The organism is Rhodococcus tukisamuensis NBRC 100609, from assembly GCF_001894985.1.
GTDB classification, from domain to species: domain Bacteria; phylum Actinomycetota; class Actinomycetes; order Mycobacteriales; family Mycobacteriaceae; genus Rhodococcus_G; species Rhodococcus_G tukisamuensis.
Window position 1 is genome coordinate 36,099 of record NZ_BCXG01000019.1, and the last position, 20,820, is coordinate 56,918.

The following is a 20,820-nucleotide window of genomic DNA, read 5'->3' on the forward strand; positions in this document are numbered from 1 at the left end:
GGCGCAACCATTCGAGTCACGGCTGAGCGAAACCCTTCACCGTCCAGCGGGCGCCGCGTAGCAATGCTCCTCATGACCGAGACGCTCGCCCGCGGCGCCCCGGCCGCCGCCACCCGGCCCGGGACGGCGGCGCCCAGGGAGGCCCCCGCCGGGGCTACGCCGCGCTGGCTTCGTCGCGGCGGCCGGGCCACAGTGCCGCTGCTGCCGGTCCTGGTCTTCCTGGGGTTGTGGCAGCTCGCCGCGGTCAGCGGGCTGTGGAACGAGATCTTCGTGCCGTACCCGGCGACCGTCTGGCGCGCCGCGGTCGATGCCTCCACCACCCACGACGGGGTCCGCGGTTACCAGGGACACCTGCTGTGGGAGCACCTGTACATGACGCTGCGCCGGGTCACGGCGGGCGTGGTGATCGGCGTGGCCGTCGGGGTAGCGCTCGGCCTGGCGATGGGCACCGTCGGCTGGTTGCGCCGCATCCTCGAACCCTGGCTGACGTTCCTGCGGGCGCTGCCGCCGCTGGCCTACCTGTTCCTGCTGGTGATCTGGCTCGGGATCGACGAGGCGCCGAAGATCGCCCTGCTCGCCCTCGCGGCGCTGCCGGCGGCCGCCGTCGCCACGACCGCCGCGGTGCTCGCGGCCCCGGTCGGCCTGATCGAGGCCGCGCGTGCCCTCGGTGCCACCCGGGCCCAGGTGATCCGCGACGTGGTGGTGCCCTCCGCGCTGCCGGAGACCTTCACCGGGGTGCGTCTCGCGGTCGGCATCGCCTACTCGTCGGTGGTCGCCGCGGAACTGTTCAACGGCCTGCCCGGAATCGGCGGCATGGTCAAGGACGCCTCGAACTACAACAACACCCCGGTGGTGCTGGTGGGCATCGTCGCCATCGGACTGTCCGGACTCGTCATCGACGCCCTGCTGCGTGCCGCCGAACGGCGCGCGGTGCCCTGGAGAGGAAATCTATGAGTATCCCCGTCAGTCGTGCCCGCCGGGTGCTGGCCGTCGCCGTGGCCGGAGCGGTCCTCGCGCTGGGCGTGGCGGCCTGCTCGGTCGACTCGTCGGCGAGCAACGACAAGCCGACCATCCGCGTTGCGTACCAGTCCTTTCCGAGCGGCGACCTGGTGGTCAAGAACGGTCACTGGCTCGAGGACGCGTTGCCCGGCTACAACGTCAAGTGGACGAAGTTCGACTCCGGGGCGGACGTCAACACCGCGTTCGTCGCGGGCGAGGTCGACTTCGGCGCGATCGGATCGAGCCCGGTGGCGCGCGGACTGTCGGCGCCGCTGAGCATCCCGTACCGGGTTGCGTTCGTGCTCGACGTGGCCGGCGACAACGAGGCGCTCGTCGCCCGGAACGGCACCGGCATCGAGTCCGTGGCCGACCTGCGTGGCAGGAAGATCGGCACCGCGTTCGCCTCCACCGCCCACTACAGCCTGCTGGCCGCGCTGAACCAGGCCGGCCTGTCGGCCTCCGACGTGCAGTTGGTGGACCTGCAGCCGCAGGCCTCGCTCGCGGCGTGGCAGCGCGGCGACGTCGACGCGGTCTACACCTGGCTGCCGACGCTCGACGAGCTCCGCCGCGGCGGCAAGACCCTGATCACGAGCCGTGAGCTGGCCGCCGCCGGCAAGCCCACCCTCGACCTGGGCGTGGTGTCCGCGGACTTCGCCGCCGCGCACCCCGAGGTCGTCGACGCCTGGCGCACTGCCCAGGCGCGGGCCCTGACCGCCATCGCCGACGACCCGGCCGCGGCGGCCGAGGCGGTGGCAGCGGAGATCGGAAGCACCCGGCAGGACGCGGCCGCACAGCTGAAGCAGGGCGTCTTCCTCGCGCCCGCCGCGCTGTCCTCGCCGGACTGGCTCGGCACCGAGGGCGCGCCCGGCAACCTGGCGAACAACCTGCACAGCGCCGCGCAGTTCCTGGCGGAGCAGAAGCAGATCGGTGCCGCGCCGGATCTGGCCGTCTTCCAGCAGGCGCTGTACGTGGAGGGACTGCCCGGTGCCGTTCAGTGACGCAGTGCCGTCCAGTGACGCGGAGCCGCACGTCCGGCTCGGCGACGTCACCCATTCGTACGGGGAGGTCACCGCGGTCGGGCCGCTCTCGCTCGACGTGCCCGCCGGGGAGTTCCTGGTGCTGGTCGGGGCGTCCGGCTGCGGCAAGAGCACCCTGCTTCGGCTGATTGCCGGCTTCGAGCGACCGACCGCGGGCGAGATCAGCGTCGCGGGCGTGTCCCCGGAACCGGGTGTGAGCGCGGGAGTGGTGTTCCAGCAGCCGCGGCTGTTCCCGTGGCGCAGCGTCGGGGGCAACGTCGACCTGGCGCTCGAGTACGCCGGGGTGCCGCGGTCGGAGCGGGCCGCGCGGCGCGAGGAGCTGCTCGTGCGGGTCGGTCTCGACGCCATGTCGGACCGGCGGATCTGGGAGATCTCCGGCGGCCAACAGCAGCGGGTGGCCATCGCGCGGGCACTGGCCGCGGACACCTCGCTGCTGCTGCTCGACGAGCCGTTTGCCGCGCTGGACGCCCTGACCCGCGAGCGGCTCCAGGAGGATCTGCGGGTGGTCGGCACGGCATCCCGTCGAACCACTGTGTTCGTCACGCACAGTGCGGACGAGGCGGTCTTCCTCGGATCGCGCATCGTCGTACTCGGCCGACGGCCGGGCCGGATCGCGCTGGATCTGACGGTGGACCTGCCGCGTTCGGGGGTCGACCCGGACGCTTTGCGGGGGTCGCCGCGATTCGCCGGCCTGCGTGCTCAGGTGGGGCACGCGGTCAAGGAGGCTGCCGCCGCGTGAGCCGCTCCGGGAGGTTGTGAAAAACTGTCCCCATGAGCTACGCAGGCGACATCACTCCCGAGCAGGCATGGGACCTGCTGCGCGAGCATCCCGGGGCGGTCCTCGTCGACTGTCGTACCGACGCGGAGTGGCGGTTCGTCGGGGTTCCGGACACCTCGGAACTGGGCCGGACCCCGGTGTTGATCGAGTGGGTCAGCGTCAGCGGCGCCCGCAACGACAACTTCGTCGACCAGCTCAAGGAAGCCGGCATCACCGGCGGCGAGGCGCGCGAGGTCGTGTTCCTGTGCCGTTCGGGCCAGCGTTCCATCGGCGCGGCCGAGGCCGCGACCGCGGCCGGAATCGGCCCGTCCTACAACGTTCTCGACGGCTTCGAGGGTGGCATCGGCGCGGACGGTCACCGCGGCGCAGCCGGCTGGCGCGCGGTCGGACTTCCCTGGAGGCAATCATGAGTGGCATTCCCCGCGGCGGCGCGTTCCACAAGGAACTGCCTCCGAACGTCGGCCTGGGCACCCTCGGGGTGCGGGGCGGTGTGATGCGCACCGGCTTCGAGGAGACCTCGGAGGCGATGTTCCTCAACTCGGGGTTCGTCTACGAGTCGGCCGGTGCGGCGGAGGCCGCCTTCACCGGCGAGGTCGACCACTTCGTGTACTCGCGGTACGGCAACCCGACCGTGAAGATGTTCGAGGAGCGGATGCGCCTGATCGAGGGCGCCGAGGCCTGCTTCGCCACCGCGAGCGGCATGTCCGCGGTGTTCACCGCGCTCGGCGCACTGCTCGGCGCTGGTGACCGGCTGGTGGCCGCCCGCAGCCTGTTCGGCTCCTGCTTCGTGGTGTGCAACGAGATCCTGCCCCGCTGGGGCGTCGAGACCGTCTTCGTCGACGGCGACGACCTCGAGCAGTGGGAGCAGGCACTGTCGGTGCCGACGACCGCGGTGTTCTTCGAGACGCCCTCCAACCCGATGCAGTCGTTGGTCGACGTGCCTCGGGTCTCCGAGATGGCGCACGCCGCCGGCGCGAAGGTGGTGCTGGACAACGTCTTCGCGACGCCGCTGCTTCAGCGCAGCCTCGACCTCGGCGCGGACGTGGTCGTCTACTCCGGCACCAAGCACATCGACGGCCAGGGCCGGGTGCTCGGCGGTGCGATCCTCGGCAGCGAGGAGTTCATCGACGGGCCGGTCAAGAACCTGATGCGCCACACCGGCCCCGCGCTGAGCCCGTTCAACGCGTGGACCCTGCTCAAGGGCCTGGAGACCATGCCGGTCCGGCTGCGGCACACGGTGGACTCCACGCTGCAGATCGCGAAGTTCCTGGAGGGACACAAGGCGATCCGCTGGGTGAAGTACCCGTACCTGGAGTCGCACCCGCAGTACGACCTGGCGAAGCGGCAGATGAGCGGCGGCGGCACCGTCGTCACCTTCGAACTCGACGCCCCCGAGGGCGAGGGCAAGAAGCGGGCCTTCGAGATGCTCGACGCGCTGCGCGTCATCGACATCTCGAACAACCTCGGCGACGCCAAGTCGCTGATCACCCACCCGGCCACCACCACGCACCGCGCGATGGGGCCGGAGGGTCGCGCGGCGGTCGGGATCACCGACGGCGTGGTGCGGCTCTCGGTGGGTCTCGAGGACGTCGAGGACCTGCTCGCGGACCTGGCCGGCGCGCTCGACTAGTCGAGCCAATCCGGCGGCCGACGCCGCCCGCCGGGCACGTAGCGAACTCTCGGAGGTCAGTGTGTCGGTGGCAGGTGCGGCGATGGTCGGGCGCGGGGCGTCGGTTCCGCGTCGGCGTCGAGGACGGATGGTCGCCGCGGCGCTGATCGCGGTGGTGGCGACGTTCGCGTCGGCGGCCTGCGGCGGCTCGACCGGTACCGGGGGTTCCGACGCGTCCGGCGGCGCCTCCGCCGGCGACGGCACGTTCCCGGTGACCGTGCGGTCCGGGGCGTCGGGATCCGGCGACGAGGTGACGATCGCCGCGCGGCCGGAGGCCGTGGTCTCGCTCAGTCCCACCGCCACCGAGACGCTGTGGGCGCTCGGCGCCGGCGAGCAGGTGGTGGCCGTCGATGCGCTGTCCGACTACCCGGCGGGCGTGCCGACGACCGACCTGTCCGGCTTCTCCCCGAACGTGGAGGCGGTCCTCGGCTACCAGCCGGACCTGGTGATCGCGATGGACGACACCGGCGGACTGGTCTCCGGGCTGAAGGCGGCCGGGGTGCCGACCCTGCTGCTGCCCGCGGCCGCCGACCTCGACGACGCGTACTCGCAGATCGAGCGGATCGGCGCGGCCACCGGACACCTGCCCGACGCGGCGGCGCTGGTGGCGTCCATGCGCGGGGAGATCGACGCGGCGGTGGCGGCGGCCCCGCCGCGCGCCGAGCAGTCGACCTACTTCCACGAACTCGACGACACCCTCTTCACCATCTCGGGCCAGACCTTCCTCGGCGAGATCTACGGTCTGTTCGGGCTGCGGAGCATCGCCGACGCGGCCGGCGCCGGGGACGCCTACCCGCAGCTGTCGGCCGAGTACGTGGTGTCCGCCGACCCCGACCTGATCTTCCTGGCCGACGGCCAGTGCTGCGGCGTCACCGCGGAGAAGGTTGCCGCCCGGCCCGGCTGGTCCGGGATGGCCGCGGTCCGGGACGGCCGGGTGCACGTGCTCGACGAGGACGTCTCGAGCCGCTGGGGCCCGCGGGTGGTGGACCTGGTGACCGCGATCGGCGGCGTGCTCGCCGCCCAGCCGGCGCCCGTCGGGTGACCGTCCCGGCCGCCGGCACCGGGCCCGCCGGGACCACGGCGGCGTCGCGCGTCGACACCGGGCCGCGCCGGGGACGGTCCGCGCTGGTGCTCGCGGCGGCAGTCCTGATCCTGATGGCCGCGCTGCTCGTCGGGGTGCTGGTCGGTCCGGCCGGGCTCACCGCCCGGTCGGTGCTGCTGGACCTGCTCGACGCGATCCCCGGTGTGCACGTGGACTCGGGGCTGACCCCGCAACAGCACGCGATCCTGTGGCAGATCCGGCTGCCGCGGGTGGTGCTCGGTGCCCTCGTCGGCGCGACCCTGGCCATAGCGGGCGCCGCCTACCAGGGCGTCTTCCGGAACCCGTTGGCCGATCCGTACCTGCTCGGAGTGTCCAGCGGCGCCAGCCTCGGTGCGACGGTGGCGATCGTGGCCGGTGGCGCCGGCGTCGCCTACGGGGTGCCGGTCGCCGCGTTCGTCGGCGGGGTGCTCGCGGTGGCCGCGACGTACCTCCTGGGCCGCGGCATCGGCGGGGTCCGCAGCGAGGTGGTGATCATCCTGGCCGGCGTTGCGGTCGCGGCCTTCGCCAACGCCGTCCAGACCTTCCTGATGCAGCGCTACGACGAGACGCTGCGGCAGGTCTACAGCTGGCTGCTGGGCCGGCTCAGCACCGACGGCTGGACTGACATCCGGGTGGTGCTGCCGTACGTGGTGGTCGCCGCGGCGGTGATCCTGCTGCACCGGCGGACGCTGGACGTGATGGCGGTCGGCGACGTGGAGGCCGCCAGCCTGGGCGTGAATCCGGCTCGGGTACGGCTGGTCCTGGTGGGCGCCGCGACCCTCGGCACGGCCGCGGTGGTCAGCGTCAGCGGGCTGATCGGGTTCGTCGGCATCGTGGTGCCGCACGCGATCCGACTGGTCGTCGGGCCCGGGCACCGGTTGCTGCTGCCGTTGTCGCTGCTGCTGGGTGCGGCGTTCCTGGTGTTCGCCGACGTGGTCGCTCGGTGGGCGCTGGCGCCGGCCGAGTTGCCGATCGGCGTCGTGACGGCCGCGATCGGTGCGCCGTTCTTCCTGCTGGTGCTGCGTCGCAGCCGGGGCGTGGCATGAGCGGGGGAGTCGGGGCGCCGGGTGTTGTGCCGCCGGCCGTGGAGTGTGTGGGGCTCGGGGCGAGCCGGGGCGGCGTCCCGGTGCTCGACGGGATCGACCTGCTGGTGCGGCCAGGCGAGTGGGTCGCGATGGTGGGACCGAACGGCGCGGGCAAGACCACCCTGCTGCACGCCCTGGCCGGGCTGGTGCCGTCAACCGGGACGGTCACGGTCGGTGGCCTCGACCCTTCGCAGACTGCGCGCCGGGCGATGTCGCGCGTGGTGGCCCTGATGCCGCAGCGGCCGGTGGTGCCGGAGGGGGTGACGGTGACCGAACTGGTCCGGCTCGGACGCACGCCCCACGTACCGAGGTTCGGCACCGAGTCCGCGCACGACCGCGACGTGGCCGACGAGATCATGGCGCGGCTGGACCTGACCCGGTTGGCGCACCGACGCGTCACCGCGCTGTCCGGCGGCGAACTGCAGCGGGTGGGCCTGGCCCGCGCGCTGGCGCAGGAACCGCAGGTGCTGCTGCTGGACGAGCCGACCAGCGCCCTCGACATCGGTCACCAGCAGCAGGTGCTGGACCTGGTGGAAGGCATGAGGGCGGCCGACGGCCTCACCGTGGTCGCGGCCATGCACGACCTGACGCTCGCCGCCCAGTACGCGCGCCGGCTGGTGCTGCTCGACGGCGGCCGGGTGGTCGCGGACGGTACGCCGCGAGAGGTGTTGCAGGCGAAGACGATCGACCGGGTCTACGGCGCCCGGGTGGAGGTGCTGGACCGGCCCGGCGGGCTGGCGGTGCTGCCGGTTCGCAGCCGGCCGGGCGACGGCTCGGTGGCGGGCTGATGGAACTGGTCCTGCTGGGTACCGGCGCCGCGGACGGCTGGCCGAATCCGTTCTGTACCTGCGCGTCCTGCATGCTGGCCGCGGCCCGCGGCGACATCCGGGGGCAGACCTCCGCGTTGGTCGACGACGTGCTGCTGCTGGACTGCGGGCCGGAGGCGCCACGCGCGGCGGTCCGGTCGGGTCGCACCCTCGCCGGGGTGCGGCACGTCCTGCTGACCCACGCCCATCCGGACCACGTGGGCCCGGCGGCGTTGCTGTTCCGGTCGTGGGCGGGCCGGACCGAACCGCTGGACGTACTCGGCCCGCCGGAGGCGCTGGACCTGTGTCGCGACTGGGTCGGTCCGGACGACCCGGTGCGGTTCGTGCCGGTCGCGGCGGGGGACACGGTGACGTTGGGCGGGTACCTGGTGCGGGTGCTGGCCGCCACCCACTGGGCGGTGCGCGAGGGTGACGCCGTGCTCTACGACCTCGCCGGGCCGGACGGACGAAGGTTGTTGTGGGCCACCGACACCGGGCCGCTGAGCGGGGCTGCCCTGGCCCGCGTCCGCGGCGCCGCCTACGACGCGGTGTTCCTGGAGGAGACGTTCGGCACGAAGACCGACCACGGCGGCGACCACCACGACCTGACCAGCTTCCCGCGGACGCTGGCGGCGCTCCGCGAGGCCGGCGCGGTCACCGACGGTACCGATGTGGTCGCCGTGCACCTGGGTCACCACAACCCGCCGCTGCCCGAGCTTGCCGAGCGGCTGAGTCATTGGGGTGCAAGGGTTCTCGACGACGGTGCGGTGGTGTCGATCGGCGGGGATTCGATCGTTGCGCTGCCGCTCCGCCCGGCCGGCGCGTCCCGGACCTTGGTGCTGGGCGGCGCCCGGGCGGGAAAGTCCACCTACGCCGAACGTCTGCTCGCCGCCGAGTCGAGGGTGCTCTACCTGGCGACGGGCGGAACCGACGGCGGCGATGCAGACTGGGCGGTGCGGGTGGCCGCGCACCGGGCCCGACGGCCGGAGGGCTGGCACACCGTCGAGACGGCGGACGCGGCGGTGGCGCTGCGGAGCGCGCGCGATCCGGTGCTGTTCGACTGCGTCGGCACCTGGCTGGCGGGCCGGCTCGACCACCACGATGCTTGGCGCAGTGGCGATTTCGGTGCGGTCGACGCGGACGTCGAGGACCTGCTGAGTGCCTGGCGGTCGGCGTCGGTGCGGGTGGTCGCGGTGAGCAACGAGGTGGGCAGCGGGGTGGTCCCGGCGACGGCGTCGGGCCGCCGGTTCCGGGACCTGCTGGGCCGGGTCAACGCGTCGCTGGCCGCCGAATCCGAGTCCGTGGTGCTGGTCTCGGCCGGGCTGCCGGTCACGCTGAGGTGACCCGTCGGCCGGATCAGTTGCCGCCGAACGGGTTCTGGGTCCGGCCCACCAGGTCGGCCACCGAGTTCAGCACCAGCGTCGGGCGGTAGGGGAACATCTCGACGCTCTGGCGCGTGGAGATCCCGGTGAGTACCAGGATGGTCTGCAGTCCCGCCTCGAGGCCGGAGACCACGTCGGTGTCCATCCGGTCGCCGATCATCAGGGTGTTCTCGGAGTGCGCACCGATCGCCCGCAGCGCCGAACGCATCATCAGCGGGTTGGGCTTGCCGACGTAGTACGGGTCGCGTCCGGTGGCCCGGGTGATCAGTGCCGCGACGGCGCCCGTCGCGGGCAGCGACCCGTCGCGAGACGGCCCGGTGGCGTCGGGGTTGGTGGCGATGAACCGGGCGCCGCGCTCGACCAGCCGGATCGCGGTGGTGATGGCCTCGAAGGAGTACGTCCGGGTCTCGCCCAGCACCACGTAGTCGGGGTCGTTGTCGGTGAGCACGTAGCCGATCTCGTGCAGCGCGGTGGTCAGACCGGACTCGCCGACCACGTATGCGCTGCCACCCGGCCGCTGGTTGTCGAGGAACGTCGCGGTGGCCAGCGCCGAGGTCCAGATGGACTTCTCGGGGATGTCCAGGCCGGAGCGCACCAACCGGGCCCGGAGGTCCCGCGGGGTGCGGATGGAGTTGTTGGTCAGCACGACGAAGGGCGTTCCCGCGGCCTGCAGTTCGGCGAGGAACTCGTCGGCGCCGGGCACCAGGTGCTCCTCGTGGACCAGGACGCCGTCCATGTCCATCAGGTAGGTCCAGTTGGCGGGGGACTGCTGCTCGTCGCGGCTCACGGGTCAAGTGTGCCGCCTGGCCGGGGTTACCGACCAGTCCCGGAGGTCGTGTGCCGCGTCACGGTGGTCGCGGCTGTGTCGCGAAAGGACTGCGCAGCGAACAAAGACCGGGCCTCGAGAACAACCGTCCACCGTGAATTGAGAAGGTACGACACGCCGAATGTGTACGAAACGCGGAATCGGTACGGATTCCGCGAGTTGTACCGAAACGGTGAGTCGTACCTTTTCGAGTCAGGGCCGGGGAGGTGTTTTCGTAGCGGGTCGACGTAGCGGGTCAGTCCTGCTCGTACGCCTTCCGGATCACGTCGATGTCGATCTTGCGCATCTGCATCATCGCCTGCACGGCTCGTTGCGCGCCGGCGGTGTCCGGGCCGCCGATGTACTTCTCGAGGTCGCTCGGCACGATCTGCCAGGACACCCCGAAGCGGTCCTTGAGCCAGCCGCACTGCGACTCCTCGCCGCCGTCGGTGAGCCGGTTCCAGTACTCGTCGACCTCGGCCTGGTCGGCGCAGTCGATCTGGAAGGAGATCGCCTCGGTGAAGTGGAACGCCGGGCCGCCGTTGAGGGCGGTGAACTCCTGGCCGTCCAAGGTGAAGGCGACGGTCAGCACGGTGCCCGCGGGCATCGGCATGCCCTCGGAATAGCGGCTGACGGCGCCGATGCTCGAGTTCTTGAAGACGGACGTGTAGAACTTCGCGGCGTCCTCGGCCTGGGTGTCGAACCACAGGCACGGCGTGATCTTCTGCATGATGTTCGGTCCTCTCGGTCGGTCGAGTGGGTACATCGATGTAGACCAGACTCGCGGGCCGAACTCATCGCGGCCGGAGCTCGGGCAACTCGTCAGAAGCGGCGGATCTGGTTGATCGGCGGCAGTTCCGACAGCGGGGTCAGCCCGACCGGTACGCCGGCGCCGTACGCGTTGAGCACCTGGCCGAAGCCCGCGTAGATGCCGACATGGTCGTTGGCGGTCCGGAACGTGATGATGTCGCCCGGCGCCATCGCGGCGAACGGGATCGACGCGCCGACCCAGGCCTGGTCCTGGCTGACCCGGGGCAGGTTCACGCCGGCCTGGCGGAAGGCCCACTGTGTCAGGCCTGAGCAGTCCCAGGCATTCGGCCCGGTTCCGCCCCACAGGTACGGCTTGCCGGTCTGGGTGGTGGCGGCGGCCAACGCGATCAGCCCGGCGGGGCTGGAGATGGGCAGTGCGAAGTCCGAACTTCCGGACCCGGTGGAACTGCCGGACCCGGAGGAGCTGCCCGCGCTGCCGGACGAGGGTTGCGCGAACGCGGGTGCGGCAGGCAGGGCCACCACGCCGGCCGCCAGTGCGGCCGCGACGAAGGTCCGGCGGAGGTGCCTGGTGCGGTTTCCGCTCACTGTCGATGGGGTCACGTGGATGTCCTCCTGGCCGGCGTCGAGTAGCGGTCAGTTGTTAGATAACAATTCGACCGCGGAGTGTTACAGATCACTCACCGCGTCGACTCGGTCGATCACGTGACTTGCTGCACCGCGTTCGGACCAGGTGCCGTGGCCAGGCTCAGAACCGCTGGATCCTGGGCGTCATGTCGGCGTCCTTCTCATGCCCGGGCGCCGGCCGTGACGGCAGAGGGTCTTGGATTCCGGCAGGGGTACTACGCGGCGCTCACAGTCAGGGTGTTGTGCCACGCGTTTGGCGGCCTGCGGTGCGAGGATGGCCGAGTGGTGGAACCGGACCGGCCCGACGAACGATTCACCCTCGCGAGCGAGCGGACTTTCCTGGCCTGGATGCGGACCTCGCTCGGACTCCTGGCGGGCGGCATCGCGATGGTGCACCTGGTGCCTGAGTTCAGCACCGGCTGGGTGCGGACCTCGCTGGGCCTGGTGCTGCTGGCGTTGGCGGTGCTGGCCGCGCTGGTCGGCATGCGGCGCTGGTTGCAGGTGCGCAACGCGCTCGAACGTGGCGCCCCGATGCCGGAGGCGAAAGACCTGTGGCTGTTCGCGGTCGTCATCGCGCTGGTCGCGGTGGCCGCCGTGGTGGTGACCGTGCTCGGAGCCGTCTGAGTTCGGTGTCGCTGATCGAGACCCGGCGGACCGACGACCGGGTCAGCGTGATTGATTTGTTGTAACGGCCGTCACCGCACGGCATCCACTTCGGTGTTTCCACAGCAGTTTCCAAGAGGAGGAACGGTGGCTCTCAAGCTCGGGTACAAGGCGTCCGCGGAACAGTTCGGCCCGCGCGAGCTCGTCGAACTGGCGGTGTCTGCAGAGGCGCACGGCATGGACTCGGCGACGGTCTCCGACCACTTCCAGCCGTGGCGGCACAACGGCGGCCACGCGCCCTTCTCGCTGTCCTGGATGACCGCGGTCGGCGAGCGAACCACGACGCTGCAGCTGGGCACGTCGGTGATGACCCCCACGTTCCGGTACAACCCGGCGGTGGTGGCGCAGGCGTTCGCGACCATGGGCTGCCTGTACCCGGGCCGCGTCATGCTCGGCGTCGGCACGGGCGAGGCGCTCAACGAGATCGCCACCGGCTACCAGGGCGAGTGGCCCGAGTTCAAGGAGCGCTTCGCGCGGCTGCGCGAGTCGGTGCAGCTGATGCGTGCGCTGTGGACCGGCGAGCGCACCGACTTCGAGGGCGAGTACTACCGCACCACCGGCGCCTCGATCTACGACGTGCCCGAGGGCGGCATCCCGGTCTACATCGCGGCCGGCGGACCGGTCGTCGCCCGGTACGCGGGCCGCGCGGGCGACGGCTTCATCTGCACCTCCGGCAAGGGCATGGACCTCTACACCGAGAAGCTGCTGCCCGCGGTCGCGGAGGGTGCGGAGAAGGTCGGGCGCGACGTCGCCGAGATCGACAAGATGATCGAGATCAAGATCTCCTACGACACCGACCCCGAACTGGCGCTGGAGAACACCCGGTTCTGGGCGCCGCTGTCGCTGACCCCCGAGCAGAAGCACAGCATCGAGGACCCGATCGAGATGGAGGCCGCGGCGGACGCACTGCCGATCGAGCAGGTCGCGAAGCGCTGGATCGTCGCGTCCGACCCCGACGAGGCGGTCGAGCAGGTCAAGCAGTACACCGACGCGGGCCTGAACCACCTGGTCTTCCACGCGCCGGGCCACGACCAGCGCCGCTTCCTCGACCTGTTCCAGCGCGACCTGGAGCCGCGGCTGCGTGCATTGGCCTGACCCCCAGGCGCGTGCATTGGCCTGACCAGGCGCGTGCATTGGCCTGAGCCAAGTCGGCGGCGGGTGGATCACTAGGCTTGTCCCTCATGGACGCCAAGGAATCCGCCCGCCGCATCGGTCTCGTCTTCGGCGAGGCCACCCGGGTGCTCAAGTTCCGAAATGCCGTCGACCCGGAGGCTGCGGAGGGGGAGGGCCCCGACGAGGTGACGATCGCGGTCGGCGACGGCTGCCCGGGGCCGGGGTACGCGTCCTACTCGACCCTGGACATGGCACGCTTCCCCACCAATGTGACCACCGACGACGGCTCCCAGATCCGCACCGAGCTGGTCACCGTCGGCCGCGCCGACTACCGCCCGCTCGCGGACGTGCTGGCCCGCTGCGCCTTCGCGATCGCGACAGGCTCGTTCCACGTGACACCGAACTGCATCATCCCCAACGCGGTCCGCGAGGTGGACCCCGACGCCGCGATGCGCCACGCCCTGCTGGTGGCCCCGTTCATCTGGCCGGACCTCGAGATCCTGGTCGAGGACGACGACGGTGTCACCACCTGGCTGCAGGCCGTGCCGATCAGCGACAGCGAACTCGACTTCGCGTCGAACAGCGGCCCGGACGCGCTGTTCCGGCGGCTCGAGGCGGCCGGCGCCGACGTCTCCGACATCAACCGGGCACCGGTGGTCTGAGCGCGGGGCGTGCCCGCAGCGCTACCGGGCGGTCGGCGCATGCATCAGTGATGCAACTGTGCGCGCGGATCGACCAGTGGAATCGTGATCGGCGGCCGCACCTCGCGCCGCACCGAGTACTTGGCCTCACCGTGCAGCAGGTGCTCGCCGCCGGGGACGGACAGGTCCACGGTCAGCGACCCGGCCTCGCAGGCAACGGAATCGATGGCCCCGAGCCGCACCGCGACGGCCGTCTCGCACATGGCGAACGCAACCCGCAGGTCGAACGCGATCAGGGCGATCTCGGCGCCGTCGACGAGCAGCGCGACCTCCGGCCGGTGCTCGGAGGTGACGCGGTAGGGATCGACCAGCATCACCACCTCCTCCCGCCCGGGCGCGGCCGTGGTGACGCGCGCGGCCTCGGTGAGGGCCCGGAAGCGTTTCACGCCGGACAACAGCAGGGGGCAGGGGTCCTGATCGAGGAACTTCAACGCGGTGGACAGGATCCGGCTGTCGATCAGCCGCAGCGTCGAGCGCGGCACCGAGCGCGTCCCGGTCACCCGGGCCGGGGCCATTCCGGTCGGCGGCACGTGTGGCTTCATGCGTGCGGTGAGGGCATCGTCGGATTCCTGCCCGAACACCGCGGCGCGCAGGGTCGACCTGGGCACGATCTCAGTTCTGGTCACGGCCGTTCTCCTCGATGATCTGGTGGCCGGCGTCTCCCCGGGGCTCGAGTCGCACGGACCGGCCGCGCACCTGCCCCGGCGGCGGATCGACCGCGACGGCGGGAGGCGCCGGCCTCGGCTGGGTGTCCACGTGCTCGTTCAGCCACCTCCGGGCCCGTCGGGCCCGCGCCATGAACCCGGCGCTCACGGCCGCGGCGACGGAGGTCAGTCCCGCCACGGCGATCAGGGCGACCTGTGGGTTGCCCTTCGAGTCGGATGCGACCTTCTCGTCGGTGGCTGTCATCGGCTGATCGGTGGTCGTTGTCGACGACACCTTCTTCGTCGTGGTTGTGGTCTTCTTGCCGGGGCCAGTACTGGTGCTGGTGCTGGGGCCGGACTCGACCTCGAAGTCGGCTTGTGCGGACGACTCGGGGCTCGCGCACTCGATCCGGGCCAGTTGGCCACCCGGGACGGCCTTCGCCGGGACCGTGGTGGGGTGGTCGAAGGTGTCGCCGTCCTGGGTGACGTTGCCCAGTACGGATCCGTCGAGCGTGACGCTCCACGATTGGGTGCACCGGGGCAAATTCGTCCCATGGAACACGACCTCGGTACCCGGGACACCGTGATCGGGCGAGACCGTCAGGATCGGATCGGACGGCTCCTCGGTCACGGTGAAGGGAGCTTGCCCACCGCACATCGTATGGAGGGTGTACTGGCGGGGTTCGATGTCCGGGACCACAAAACTCGCGACGAATGCAGAGTGGAAGTCATCGTCGCCGAGCGGCGGGAGCAGGTCTGCCCCGTCGAGGGGTATTGGCTCTCCATCGGAGGAATCGATTGACAACGACTCAGTCTCCCTGTCGATATTCCCCCTGCACGTGACCCGAACAGTCACGGTCGTGGACACAGGTGCCTCAGCTGGATTGAGGGTGAGGGTCGCGTGTCGCACGGTCTCTCCGGTAACCGACCCCGATCCGTCAGTTGGTCCGGTTTCGTCAGCCGGTCCGGTTTCGTCGGTGGGCCCAGTTTCGTCGGTCGTCGACGTGTCTGGCGGTGGCGTCGGCACCGCCGTCCCGGACCCGGGGGCGAACAGGCCGAGCGCCAGCGCGAAGACCGCGCCGGCCAACACGGGCATCATCGGCCAGGATGCAGTTCGCATCGACATTCATCCCCTGTGGCCAGATCACACCGATCGAGCCTGAAAACGACACTGCCACCGTGTGCCGGATCGGGCACGAGTAGACGACTACCCGATTCCGGCGCCGCGGCGAGCGGCTGTGGCCGTCGGCGGACCACGATCCGCACCACGATCCGCACCACTAGGGTGGACGCCATGGCTTCCGGTGAATCGGCACTCTCGAGCATCTACATCGCCTCTCCGGAAGGGGACACCGGAAAATCGACGGTCGCACTCGGCGTCCTGCAGATGCTCGCCGGCAGTGCCGCCCGGGTGGGGGTGTTCCGGCCGATCGCCCGCTCCACCGAGGAGCCGGACTACATCCTGGAACTGCTGCTGGCCCACACCACCGCGGAGCTCGGCTACGACGAGTGCCTCGGCGTGACCTACGAACAGGTGCACGCGGATCCGGAGCTGGCGATCAGCGAGATCGTCGCCCGCTACCACGCGGTCGCGCAGCAGTGCGACGCCGTGGTGATCGTCGGCAGCGACTACACCGACGTGGGCAGTCCCACCGAGCTCGGCTTCAACGCGCGCATCGCGGTGAACCTGGATGCGCCGGTGCTGCTCGCGCTCCGCGGCTCCGAACGCAGCCCGGAGGAGGTCCACAAGCTCGGCGAGATCTGCGCGTCCGAGTTGCGGGCCCAGCACGCGCATCTGGTCGGGGTGGTGGCGAACCGCTGCGACCCCGAGCGACTCGACGAGGTCACCGAGGCGCTGGCCCCGCTGGGGGTGCCGACGTGGAGCCTGCCGGAGGTCCCGCTGCTGGTGGCGCCGACGATGAACGAGCTGCTCACCGCAGTCGACGGCGAGATGTACAGCGGCGACAGCGAACTGCTGCAGCGGGAGGTGCTGCAGGTGATGGTCGGCGGGATGACCGCCGAACACATCCTCGAGCGGCTCGCCGAGGGCATGGTGGTGATCGCGCCCGGCGATCGGTCCGACGTGCTGCTGGCCGTCGTCAACGCGCATGAGGCGGAGGGCTTTCCGTCACTGGCCGGGATCATCATGAATGGTGGCCTGCGCCCGCACCCGGCGGTGGCGAAGCTGATGGCCGGGCTGCGGCCGCGGCTGCCGATCCTGCAGACCGCGCTCGGCACGTTCGACACCGCGTCGGCCGCCGCCCGCACCCGTGGCCGGGTCGCGGTCGGATCGCAGCGCAAGGTGGACACCGCGCTGAGTCTGATGGAGCAGCGGGTGAACTCGAGGGAGCTGCTGGCCAGGCTCGAGGTGGCGCGCCCGGAGGTGGTGACGCCGCAGATGTTCGAGTACCAGCTGATCGAGCGGGCCCGCGCGGACCGCAGACACATCGTGCTGCCCGAGGGCAACGACGACCGGATCCTGCGCGCCGCCAGCCGGCTGCTGCAGCGGCAGGTGGCCGAGCTGACGATCCTCGGCGAGGAGGGCCCGGTGCGCCGCCGCGCCGCCGAACTCGGCGTCGACCTGGCCGCCGCGACGGTGCTGGACCCGAGGGACTGTGAGTACACCGAGGAGTTCGCCGCCGAGTACGCCCGACTTCGGGCGCACAAGGGCATGACCCTCGAACGTGCCCGAGAGGTGATGACGGACATCTCCTACTTCGGAACGATGATGGTGCACAAGGGCATTGCCGACGGCATGGTCTCCGGCGCCGCGCACACCACCGCGCACACCATCCGCCCGTCCTTCGAGATCGTCAAGACCGAGCCCGGGGTGTCGACGGTGTCGAGCATCTTCCTGATGTGCCTGGCCGACCGCGTGCTGGCGTACGGCGACTGCGCGGTGGTGCCCGACCCGACGGCCGAACAACTCGCGGACATCGCGATCTCGTCCGCGCGCACGTCCGCGCAGTTCGGCATCGACCCCCGGATCGCGATGCTCTCCTACTCCACCGGCGACTCGGGCTCCGGCGCTGACGTGGACAAGGTGCGCACGGCCACCGCGCTGGTCCGTGAGCGGCGGCCGGACCTGTTGGTGGAGGGTCCGATCCAGTACGACGCCGCGGTGGAACCGACGGTCGCCAGCGCGAAGTTGCCGGGCTCGGACGTGGCGGGCCGGGCCACCGTCTTCGTCTTCCCGGACCTGAACACCGGCAACAACACCTACAAGGCGGTGCAGCGCAGCGCCGGCGCGGTCGCCGTCGGCCCGGTGCTGCAGGGACTGAACAAGCCGGTCAACGACCTCTCCCGGGGCGCGCTGATCGAGGACATCGTCAACACCGTCGCCATCACCGCCATCCAGGCGCAGGGCCAGTCTGCGAAGAAGGGGGAGTCGTGAAAGGCTCTGTCCTGGTTATCAACTCGGGGTCGTCGTCGATCAAGTTCCAGCTCGTGGACCCGGACGCCGGGGACGCCGTCGCGGACGGCATCGTCGAGCGGATCGGCGAGCCCGAGGGGCTGGTGAAGCTGCGGCACGGTGGCGTCGACACCGAGCACCGCGGGCCGATCGCCGACCACTCCGAGGGGCTGCGGCAGGCGTTCTCGATGCTGGCCGAGGTCGGGCTGGACCTGGCGTCCGCGGGCATCGCCGCGGTGGGGCACCGGGTGGTGCACGGCGGCGAGGTGTTCTACCAGCCGACCGAGATCACCCCCGAGGTGCTCGCCGAGATATCCCGACTGTCCGAGCTCGCGCCGCTGCACAACCCGGCGAACGCGACCGGCATCGAGGGCGCCGTGCGGGAACTGCCCGACGTGCCGCACGTCGCGGTCTTCGACACCGCGTACTTCCACACGCTGCCCGCGCGGGCCCGGACCTACGCCATCGACCGGGACGTCGCTCGCGAGCACTCGGTGCGCCGCTACGGTTTTCACGGCACCTCGCACGAGTACGTCGCCGGTCAGGTTGCGGCGACGCTGGGGCGGGACGTGGCTGAGCTCAACCAGATCGTGCTGCACCTGGGCAACGGCGCGTCCGCGTCGGCCATCGAGGGCGGCCGGGCCGTCGACACCTCGATGGGCCTGACCCCGCTCGAGGGCCTGGTGATGGGGACCCGCAGCGGCGACATCGACGCTGGCGTCGTGACCCATCTGCACCGCAGCGCCGGGATGGACGTGGAGGAGATCGACGCCCTGCTCAACCGCCGTTCCGGGCTCAAGGGTCTGTGCGGGGTCAACGACTTCCGCGAGCTGCGCCGGTTGATCGACACGGGCGACGCCGACGCGGTGCTGGCCTACGACGTTTACGTACACCGGCTGCGCAAGTACATCGGCGCCTACCTGGTGACGCTCGGCAGGCTCGACGCGATCACCTTCACCGCCGGCGTGGGGGAGAACGTGGCGGAGGTGCGGGCCGACGCGTTGGCCGGGCTCGCCGGTCTCGGCATCGAGGTGGACCCGGATCGGAACACGGCGAAAGACCGTGGTGCCCGCTTGATCTCGACCGACGACTCGGCGGTGGCGGTGCTGGTGGTGCCGACCAACGAGGAGCTGGCCATCGCCCGCGCCGCCCTGCGGTTCGCCCGCTAGCGGCCCGCTACCTCGCGACCCGCTCCCACATCTGCAGGTAGGCCTCCGCGCCGCGGCTCAGGTCCTCGACGAGCTGGTCGCCGTCCGCACCGGCGACCAGGCGCGCGTCCGCGATCCAGTCGGGGATCAGCCCGTACTGCGCGACGCCGTCGGTGTTGATGTCGAACACGCGGTCCCCGGTCCGCTGGCGGTCCATCACGGTGCCGCCGTCGAACGTGGTGAACGGGTAGCGCAGCGGGTTCTCGGCGGCGTCCTCGCGGGGTGCGACCTGCGGTGCGAATCCGTTGGTGTCGGCGCCGAAGCCGAAGCCGAAGTAGTAGTTGTCGCTGCGCTGTGCCCGCGTCTCGTGCCAGGTCTCCACGAAGCCGGGCAGGGTGCCCGCGTACTGCGAGACGAACCCCCCGAGCGCGTAGATGCGCGGGACGTTCGTCTCGTCGGTCCAGCCGTGGCTGGACACCACGCCCGAGTACCGGGCGGCCTCGAGGAGGTTGAGGGTGGCGTCGGATGCCTTCGCGCTCATGTGGTCGATGTCGACGATCATGCCGCGGCTCATCATCCCCCGGACCGCGTGTTCGCCGAGGTCGCTCAGCCCTCGGATGTTGCAGTGCGGGCCGTCCGGGTACGTGGGCGCCGCGATGCCCAGTGGCAGGGAGGCCGACAGGTCGGCGATCTCGGCCGGGGCGATCGACTCGAGCGTCTTGTCCGTCGCCTCGCCCTGGCACGGCTCCACCTGCCAGAACCTCCCGGTGCCCAGGAAGTTCCCCATGTTGATCGCCATGCCGGTGGTGCCGGGGTCGAATCGTGTTCCGCCGAGCGCGTTGTCGAACTTGTGGGTGAGGATGAGCTGCCGCACGCCCATCGCGTAGACCTCGTCGAGGCCGCGGTCGATGTCCTCCGCCGTGCACTGGGGCACGTCGCCGCGCAGGGTGCAGCCGAACAGTTCGGAGACCTCGATGCCGAGGGTGACGGCCAGCTTGCCCTCGGCGGCGACCTGACGGACCTGCTCGGGCGAGCTGACGATCCGGAACCAGCCGCGGCCGGGACCGCCGTACTGGGCGTCGATGTAGTCCTGCAGCTCGCGCACCTGCACGGCCTGGATTCGGACGGTGTCCATCTCGTCGCACGAGTTGCGTTTGGTCGGATACATCTCGCACAGCACCCGGTTGGCGACGAACATGTCGGTGAAGATCCGCAGCCCGCCGCGCCAGGCCCGTTCGACCCACTTGTAGTAGGTCTGCTCGTGGGTCATCGAGTCGTTGGCCGGCCAGTCCGCGAAGGTGGGCCACCCGGTGGTGTCGTGCTCGGTGAACGGCGAGCCGTGCGAGAGCACGTTCTCGAGCAGGGCGGGCATTCCGTCGCTGCCGTGGTCGGGGCAGTCCTGCAGGGCCGCGGTGATGCCCTGCGGGTCGAAGGGCTTGCCGCAGTGCACGTTTCCGCCCATGAACTCGGACGCATCGAGGTGGACGTGGTTGTCGATGAAGCCGCGCACCTCCCCGTTCGGCCCGGTGGCGGCCGACGGGGTGCCGGTGGCGTTGACCTCGGCGTCGGGGAAGTCGGCGCAGCCGCCGGTCGGGCTCACGGTGAACCGGCCGCCCGCGGGATTCGCGCCGGGGTCGGTCAGCGCCAACGCGCCGTCCGCGATGCTCAGTTGGCTGCCGTTCGCGGTGGCGGTGATGCCGTAGGTGCCGTCGGTGTGGGTCACCGTCCAGTCCGTGGTCGCCACGGCGTCGCGCGTCGAGACGACCGCGCGGGTGTCGTCGTGGGCGAGCAGGTCGCCGCCGGGGCCGTAGAACATGAAGCGGCCGAGTTGGGCCGCGTGCAGCCGGAACGGTTCGGCCTCCGGCTCGGCGACGTCGGCGCGGTAGCCGTCGTCGGCGCGGCGGACGAAGTTCCCCGTCTGCTCGGACCTGAGTGCGTAGCAGCCGTTGGCGAGGCCGTAGACGGGGTTGCCGGCGAGGGCCTCGGGCGGATCGGAGGGCTGGGCGAGGGCGACGCCCACCGAGGAGGTGGCGAGGGCGAGGGAAACGGACAGTGCCTGCACGAGGCGTCGGCGAGTACGCCGGAGGGTGGTCATGCTGTCG

General features: G+C 71.1%; 20 protein-coding genes. 14 read left to right on the forward strand and 6 right to left on the reverse strand.

Annotated elements, in window-relative coordinates:
* Positions 1–72: 72 nt before the first annotated feature.
* The 9 genes from RT2_RS18005 (at position 73) to RT2_RS18045 (ending at position 8,798) form a co-directional block, all read left to right on the forward strand.
* A complete protein-coding gene (locus RT2_RS18005; RefSeq protein WP_072846218.1) occupies positions 73–954 on the forward strand; it encodes an ABC transporter permease in 882 nt (293 codons plus the stop codon).
* Positions 951–1,997, forward strand: coding sequence for a taurine ABC transporter substrate-binding protein (locus RT2_RS18010; RefSeq protein ID WP_072846171.1), 1,047 nt, complete (start codon positions 951–953; stop codon positions 1,995–1,997). Before RT2_RS18005 ends, RT2_RS18010 begins: the two co-directional genes overlap by 4 nt.
* A gap of 4 nt (positions 1,998–2,001) precedes the next feature.
* Entirely contained in the window at positions 2,002–2,775 is a 774-nt protein-coding gene (locus tag RT2_RS18015) for an ABC transporter ATP-binding protein (RefSeq protein ID WP_083577466.1), read from the forward strand.
* Between the two features lie 32 nt (positions 2,776–2,807).
* On the forward strand, positions 2,808–3,224 hold the full coding sequence (locus tag RT2_RS18020) for a rhodanese-like domain-containing protein (RefSeq protein WP_072846173.1): 417 nt from the start codon (positions 2,808–2,810) through the stop codon (positions 3,222–3,224).
* A complete protein-coding gene (locus RT2_RS18025; protein ID WP_072846174.1) occupies positions 3,221–4,444 on the forward strand; it encodes an O-succinylhomoserine sulfhydrylase in 1,224 nt (407 codons plus the stop codon). Before RT2_RS18020 ends, RT2_RS18025 begins: the two co-directional genes overlap by 4 nt.
* Before the next feature lie 82 nt (positions 4,445–4,526).
* A complete protein-coding gene (locus RT2_RS18030) occupies positions 4,527–5,525 on the forward strand; it encodes an ABC transporter substrate-binding protein (RefSeq protein ID WP_072846175.1) in 999 nt (332 codons plus the stop codon).
* A 113-nt stretch (positions 5,526–5,638) separates the two neighbouring features.
* On the forward strand, positions 5,639–6,610 hold the full coding sequence (locus tag RT2_RS18035; protein ID WP_072846219.1) for a FecCD family ABC transporter permease: 972 nt from the start codon (positions 5,639–5,641) through the stop codon (positions 6,608–6,610).
* Positions 6,607–7,437 carry an ABC transporter ATP-binding protein gene (locus RT2_RS18040; RefSeq protein WP_072846176.1) on the forward strand — a complete coding sequence of 277 codons (831 nt, stop codon included), beginning with the start codon at positions 6,607–6,609 and terminating at the stop codon, positions 7,435–7,437. The genes RT2_RS18035 and RT2_RS18040 overlap by 4 nt, the downstream gene beginning before the upstream one ends.
* The gene (locus RT2_RS18045) at positions 7,437–8,798 is read left to right on the forward strand and encodes a bifunctional adenosylcobinamide kinase/adenosylcobinamide-phosphate guanylyltransferase (protein WP_072846177.1); all 1,362 of its coding nucleotides are present in this window, start codon (positions 7,437–7,439) and stop codon (positions 8,796–8,798) included. The genes RT2_RS18040 and RT2_RS18045 overlap by 1 nt, the downstream gene beginning before the upstream one ends.
* A 13-nt stretch (positions 8,799–8,811) precedes the next feature.
* Here RT2_RS18045 and RT2_RS18050 read toward each other — a convergent pair whose 3' ends face one another.
* From RT2_RS18050 to RT2_RS18060, 3 genes are all read right to left on the reverse strand, one after another.
* Complete coding sequence (locus tag RT2_RS18050; RefSeq protein ID WP_092776091.1) at positions 8,812–9,579, reverse strand: HAD-IIA family hydrolase; 768 nt, start codon at positions 9,577–9,579, stop codon at positions 8,812–8,814.
* 319 nt (positions 9,580–9,898) lie between these two features.
* Entirely contained in the window at positions 9,899–10,372 is a 474-nt protein-coding gene (locus RT2_RS18055; protein WP_072846179.1) for a VOC family protein, read from the reverse strand.
* A gap of 92 nt (positions 10,373–10,464) precedes the next feature.
* The gene (locus tag RT2_RS18060; RefSeq protein ID WP_245709308.1) at positions 10,465–11,013 is read right to left on the reverse strand and encodes a C40 family peptidase; all 549 of its coding nucleotides are present in this window, start codon (positions 11,011–11,013) and stop codon (positions 10,465–10,467) included.
* A gap of 306 nt (positions 11,014–11,319) precedes the next feature.
* Here RT2_RS18060 and RT2_RS18065 point away from each other — a divergent pair, with 306 nt between their 5' ends.
* From RT2_RS18065 to RT2_RS18075, 3 genes are all read left to right on the forward strand, one after another.
* Positions 11,320–11,661, forward strand: a complete 342-nt coding sequence (locus RT2_RS18065) for a YidH family protein (protein ID WP_072846181.1) — start codon at positions 11,320–11,322, stop codon at positions 11,659–11,661.
* Positions 11,662–11,787: 126 nt separating this feature from the next.
* Complete coding sequence (gene fgd / locus RT2_RS18070) at positions 11,788–12,795, forward strand: glucose-6-phosphate dehydrogenase (coenzyme-F420) (RefSeq protein WP_072846182.1); 1,008 nt, start codon at positions 11,788–11,790, stop codon at positions 12,793–12,795.
* A gap of 86 nt (positions 12,796–12,881) precedes the next feature.
* Positions 12,882–13,475 carry a suppressor of fused domain protein gene (locus RT2_RS18075; protein WP_072846183.1) on the forward strand — a complete coding sequence of 198 codons (594 nt, stop codon included), beginning with the start codon at positions 12,882–12,884 and terminating at the stop codon, positions 13,473–13,475.
* 44 nt (positions 13,476–13,519) lie between these two features.
* Here the strand turns inward: RT2_RS18075 and RT2_RS18080 are convergent, their stop codons facing one another.
* Together RT2_RS18080 and RT2_RS18085 are read right to left on the reverse strand one after the other, a co-directional pair.
* On the reverse strand, positions 13,520–14,140 hold the full coding sequence (locus tag RT2_RS18080; RefSeq protein WP_139191187.1) for a hypothetical protein: 621 nt from the start codon (positions 14,138–14,140) through the stop codon (positions 13,520–13,522).
* The gene (locus RT2_RS18085) at positions 14,127–14,816 is read right to left on the reverse strand and encodes a hypothetical protein (protein WP_139191188.1); all 690 of its coding nucleotides are present in this window, start codon (positions 14,814–14,816) and stop codon (positions 14,127–14,129) included. Before RT2_RS18085 ends, RT2_RS18080 begins: the two co-directional genes overlap by 14 nt.
* A 636-nt stretch (positions 14,817–15,452) precedes the next feature.
* Here RT2_RS18085 and pta point away from each other — a divergent pair.
* Entirely contained in the window at positions 15,453–17,552 is a 2,100-nt protein-coding gene (gene pta, locus RT2_RS18090) for a phosphate acetyltransferase (protein ID WP_072846185.1), read from the forward strand.
* Entirely contained in the window at positions 17,549–18,739 is a 1,191-nt protein-coding gene (locus RT2_RS18095) for an acetate kinase (RefSeq protein WP_072846186.1), read from the forward strand. Before pta ends, RT2_RS18095 begins: the two co-directional genes overlap by 4 nt.
* A gap of 7 nt (positions 18,740–18,746) precedes the next feature.
* On the opposite strand, the gene RT2_RS18100 is transcribed toward RT2_RS18095, so the two are convergent.
* Positions 18,747–20,813, reverse strand: coding sequence for an amidohydrolase family protein (locus RT2_RS18100; protein ID WP_072846187.1), 2,067 nt, complete (start codon positions 20,811–20,813; stop codon positions 18,747–18,749).
* Positions 20,814–20,820 lie beyond the last annotated feature (7 nt).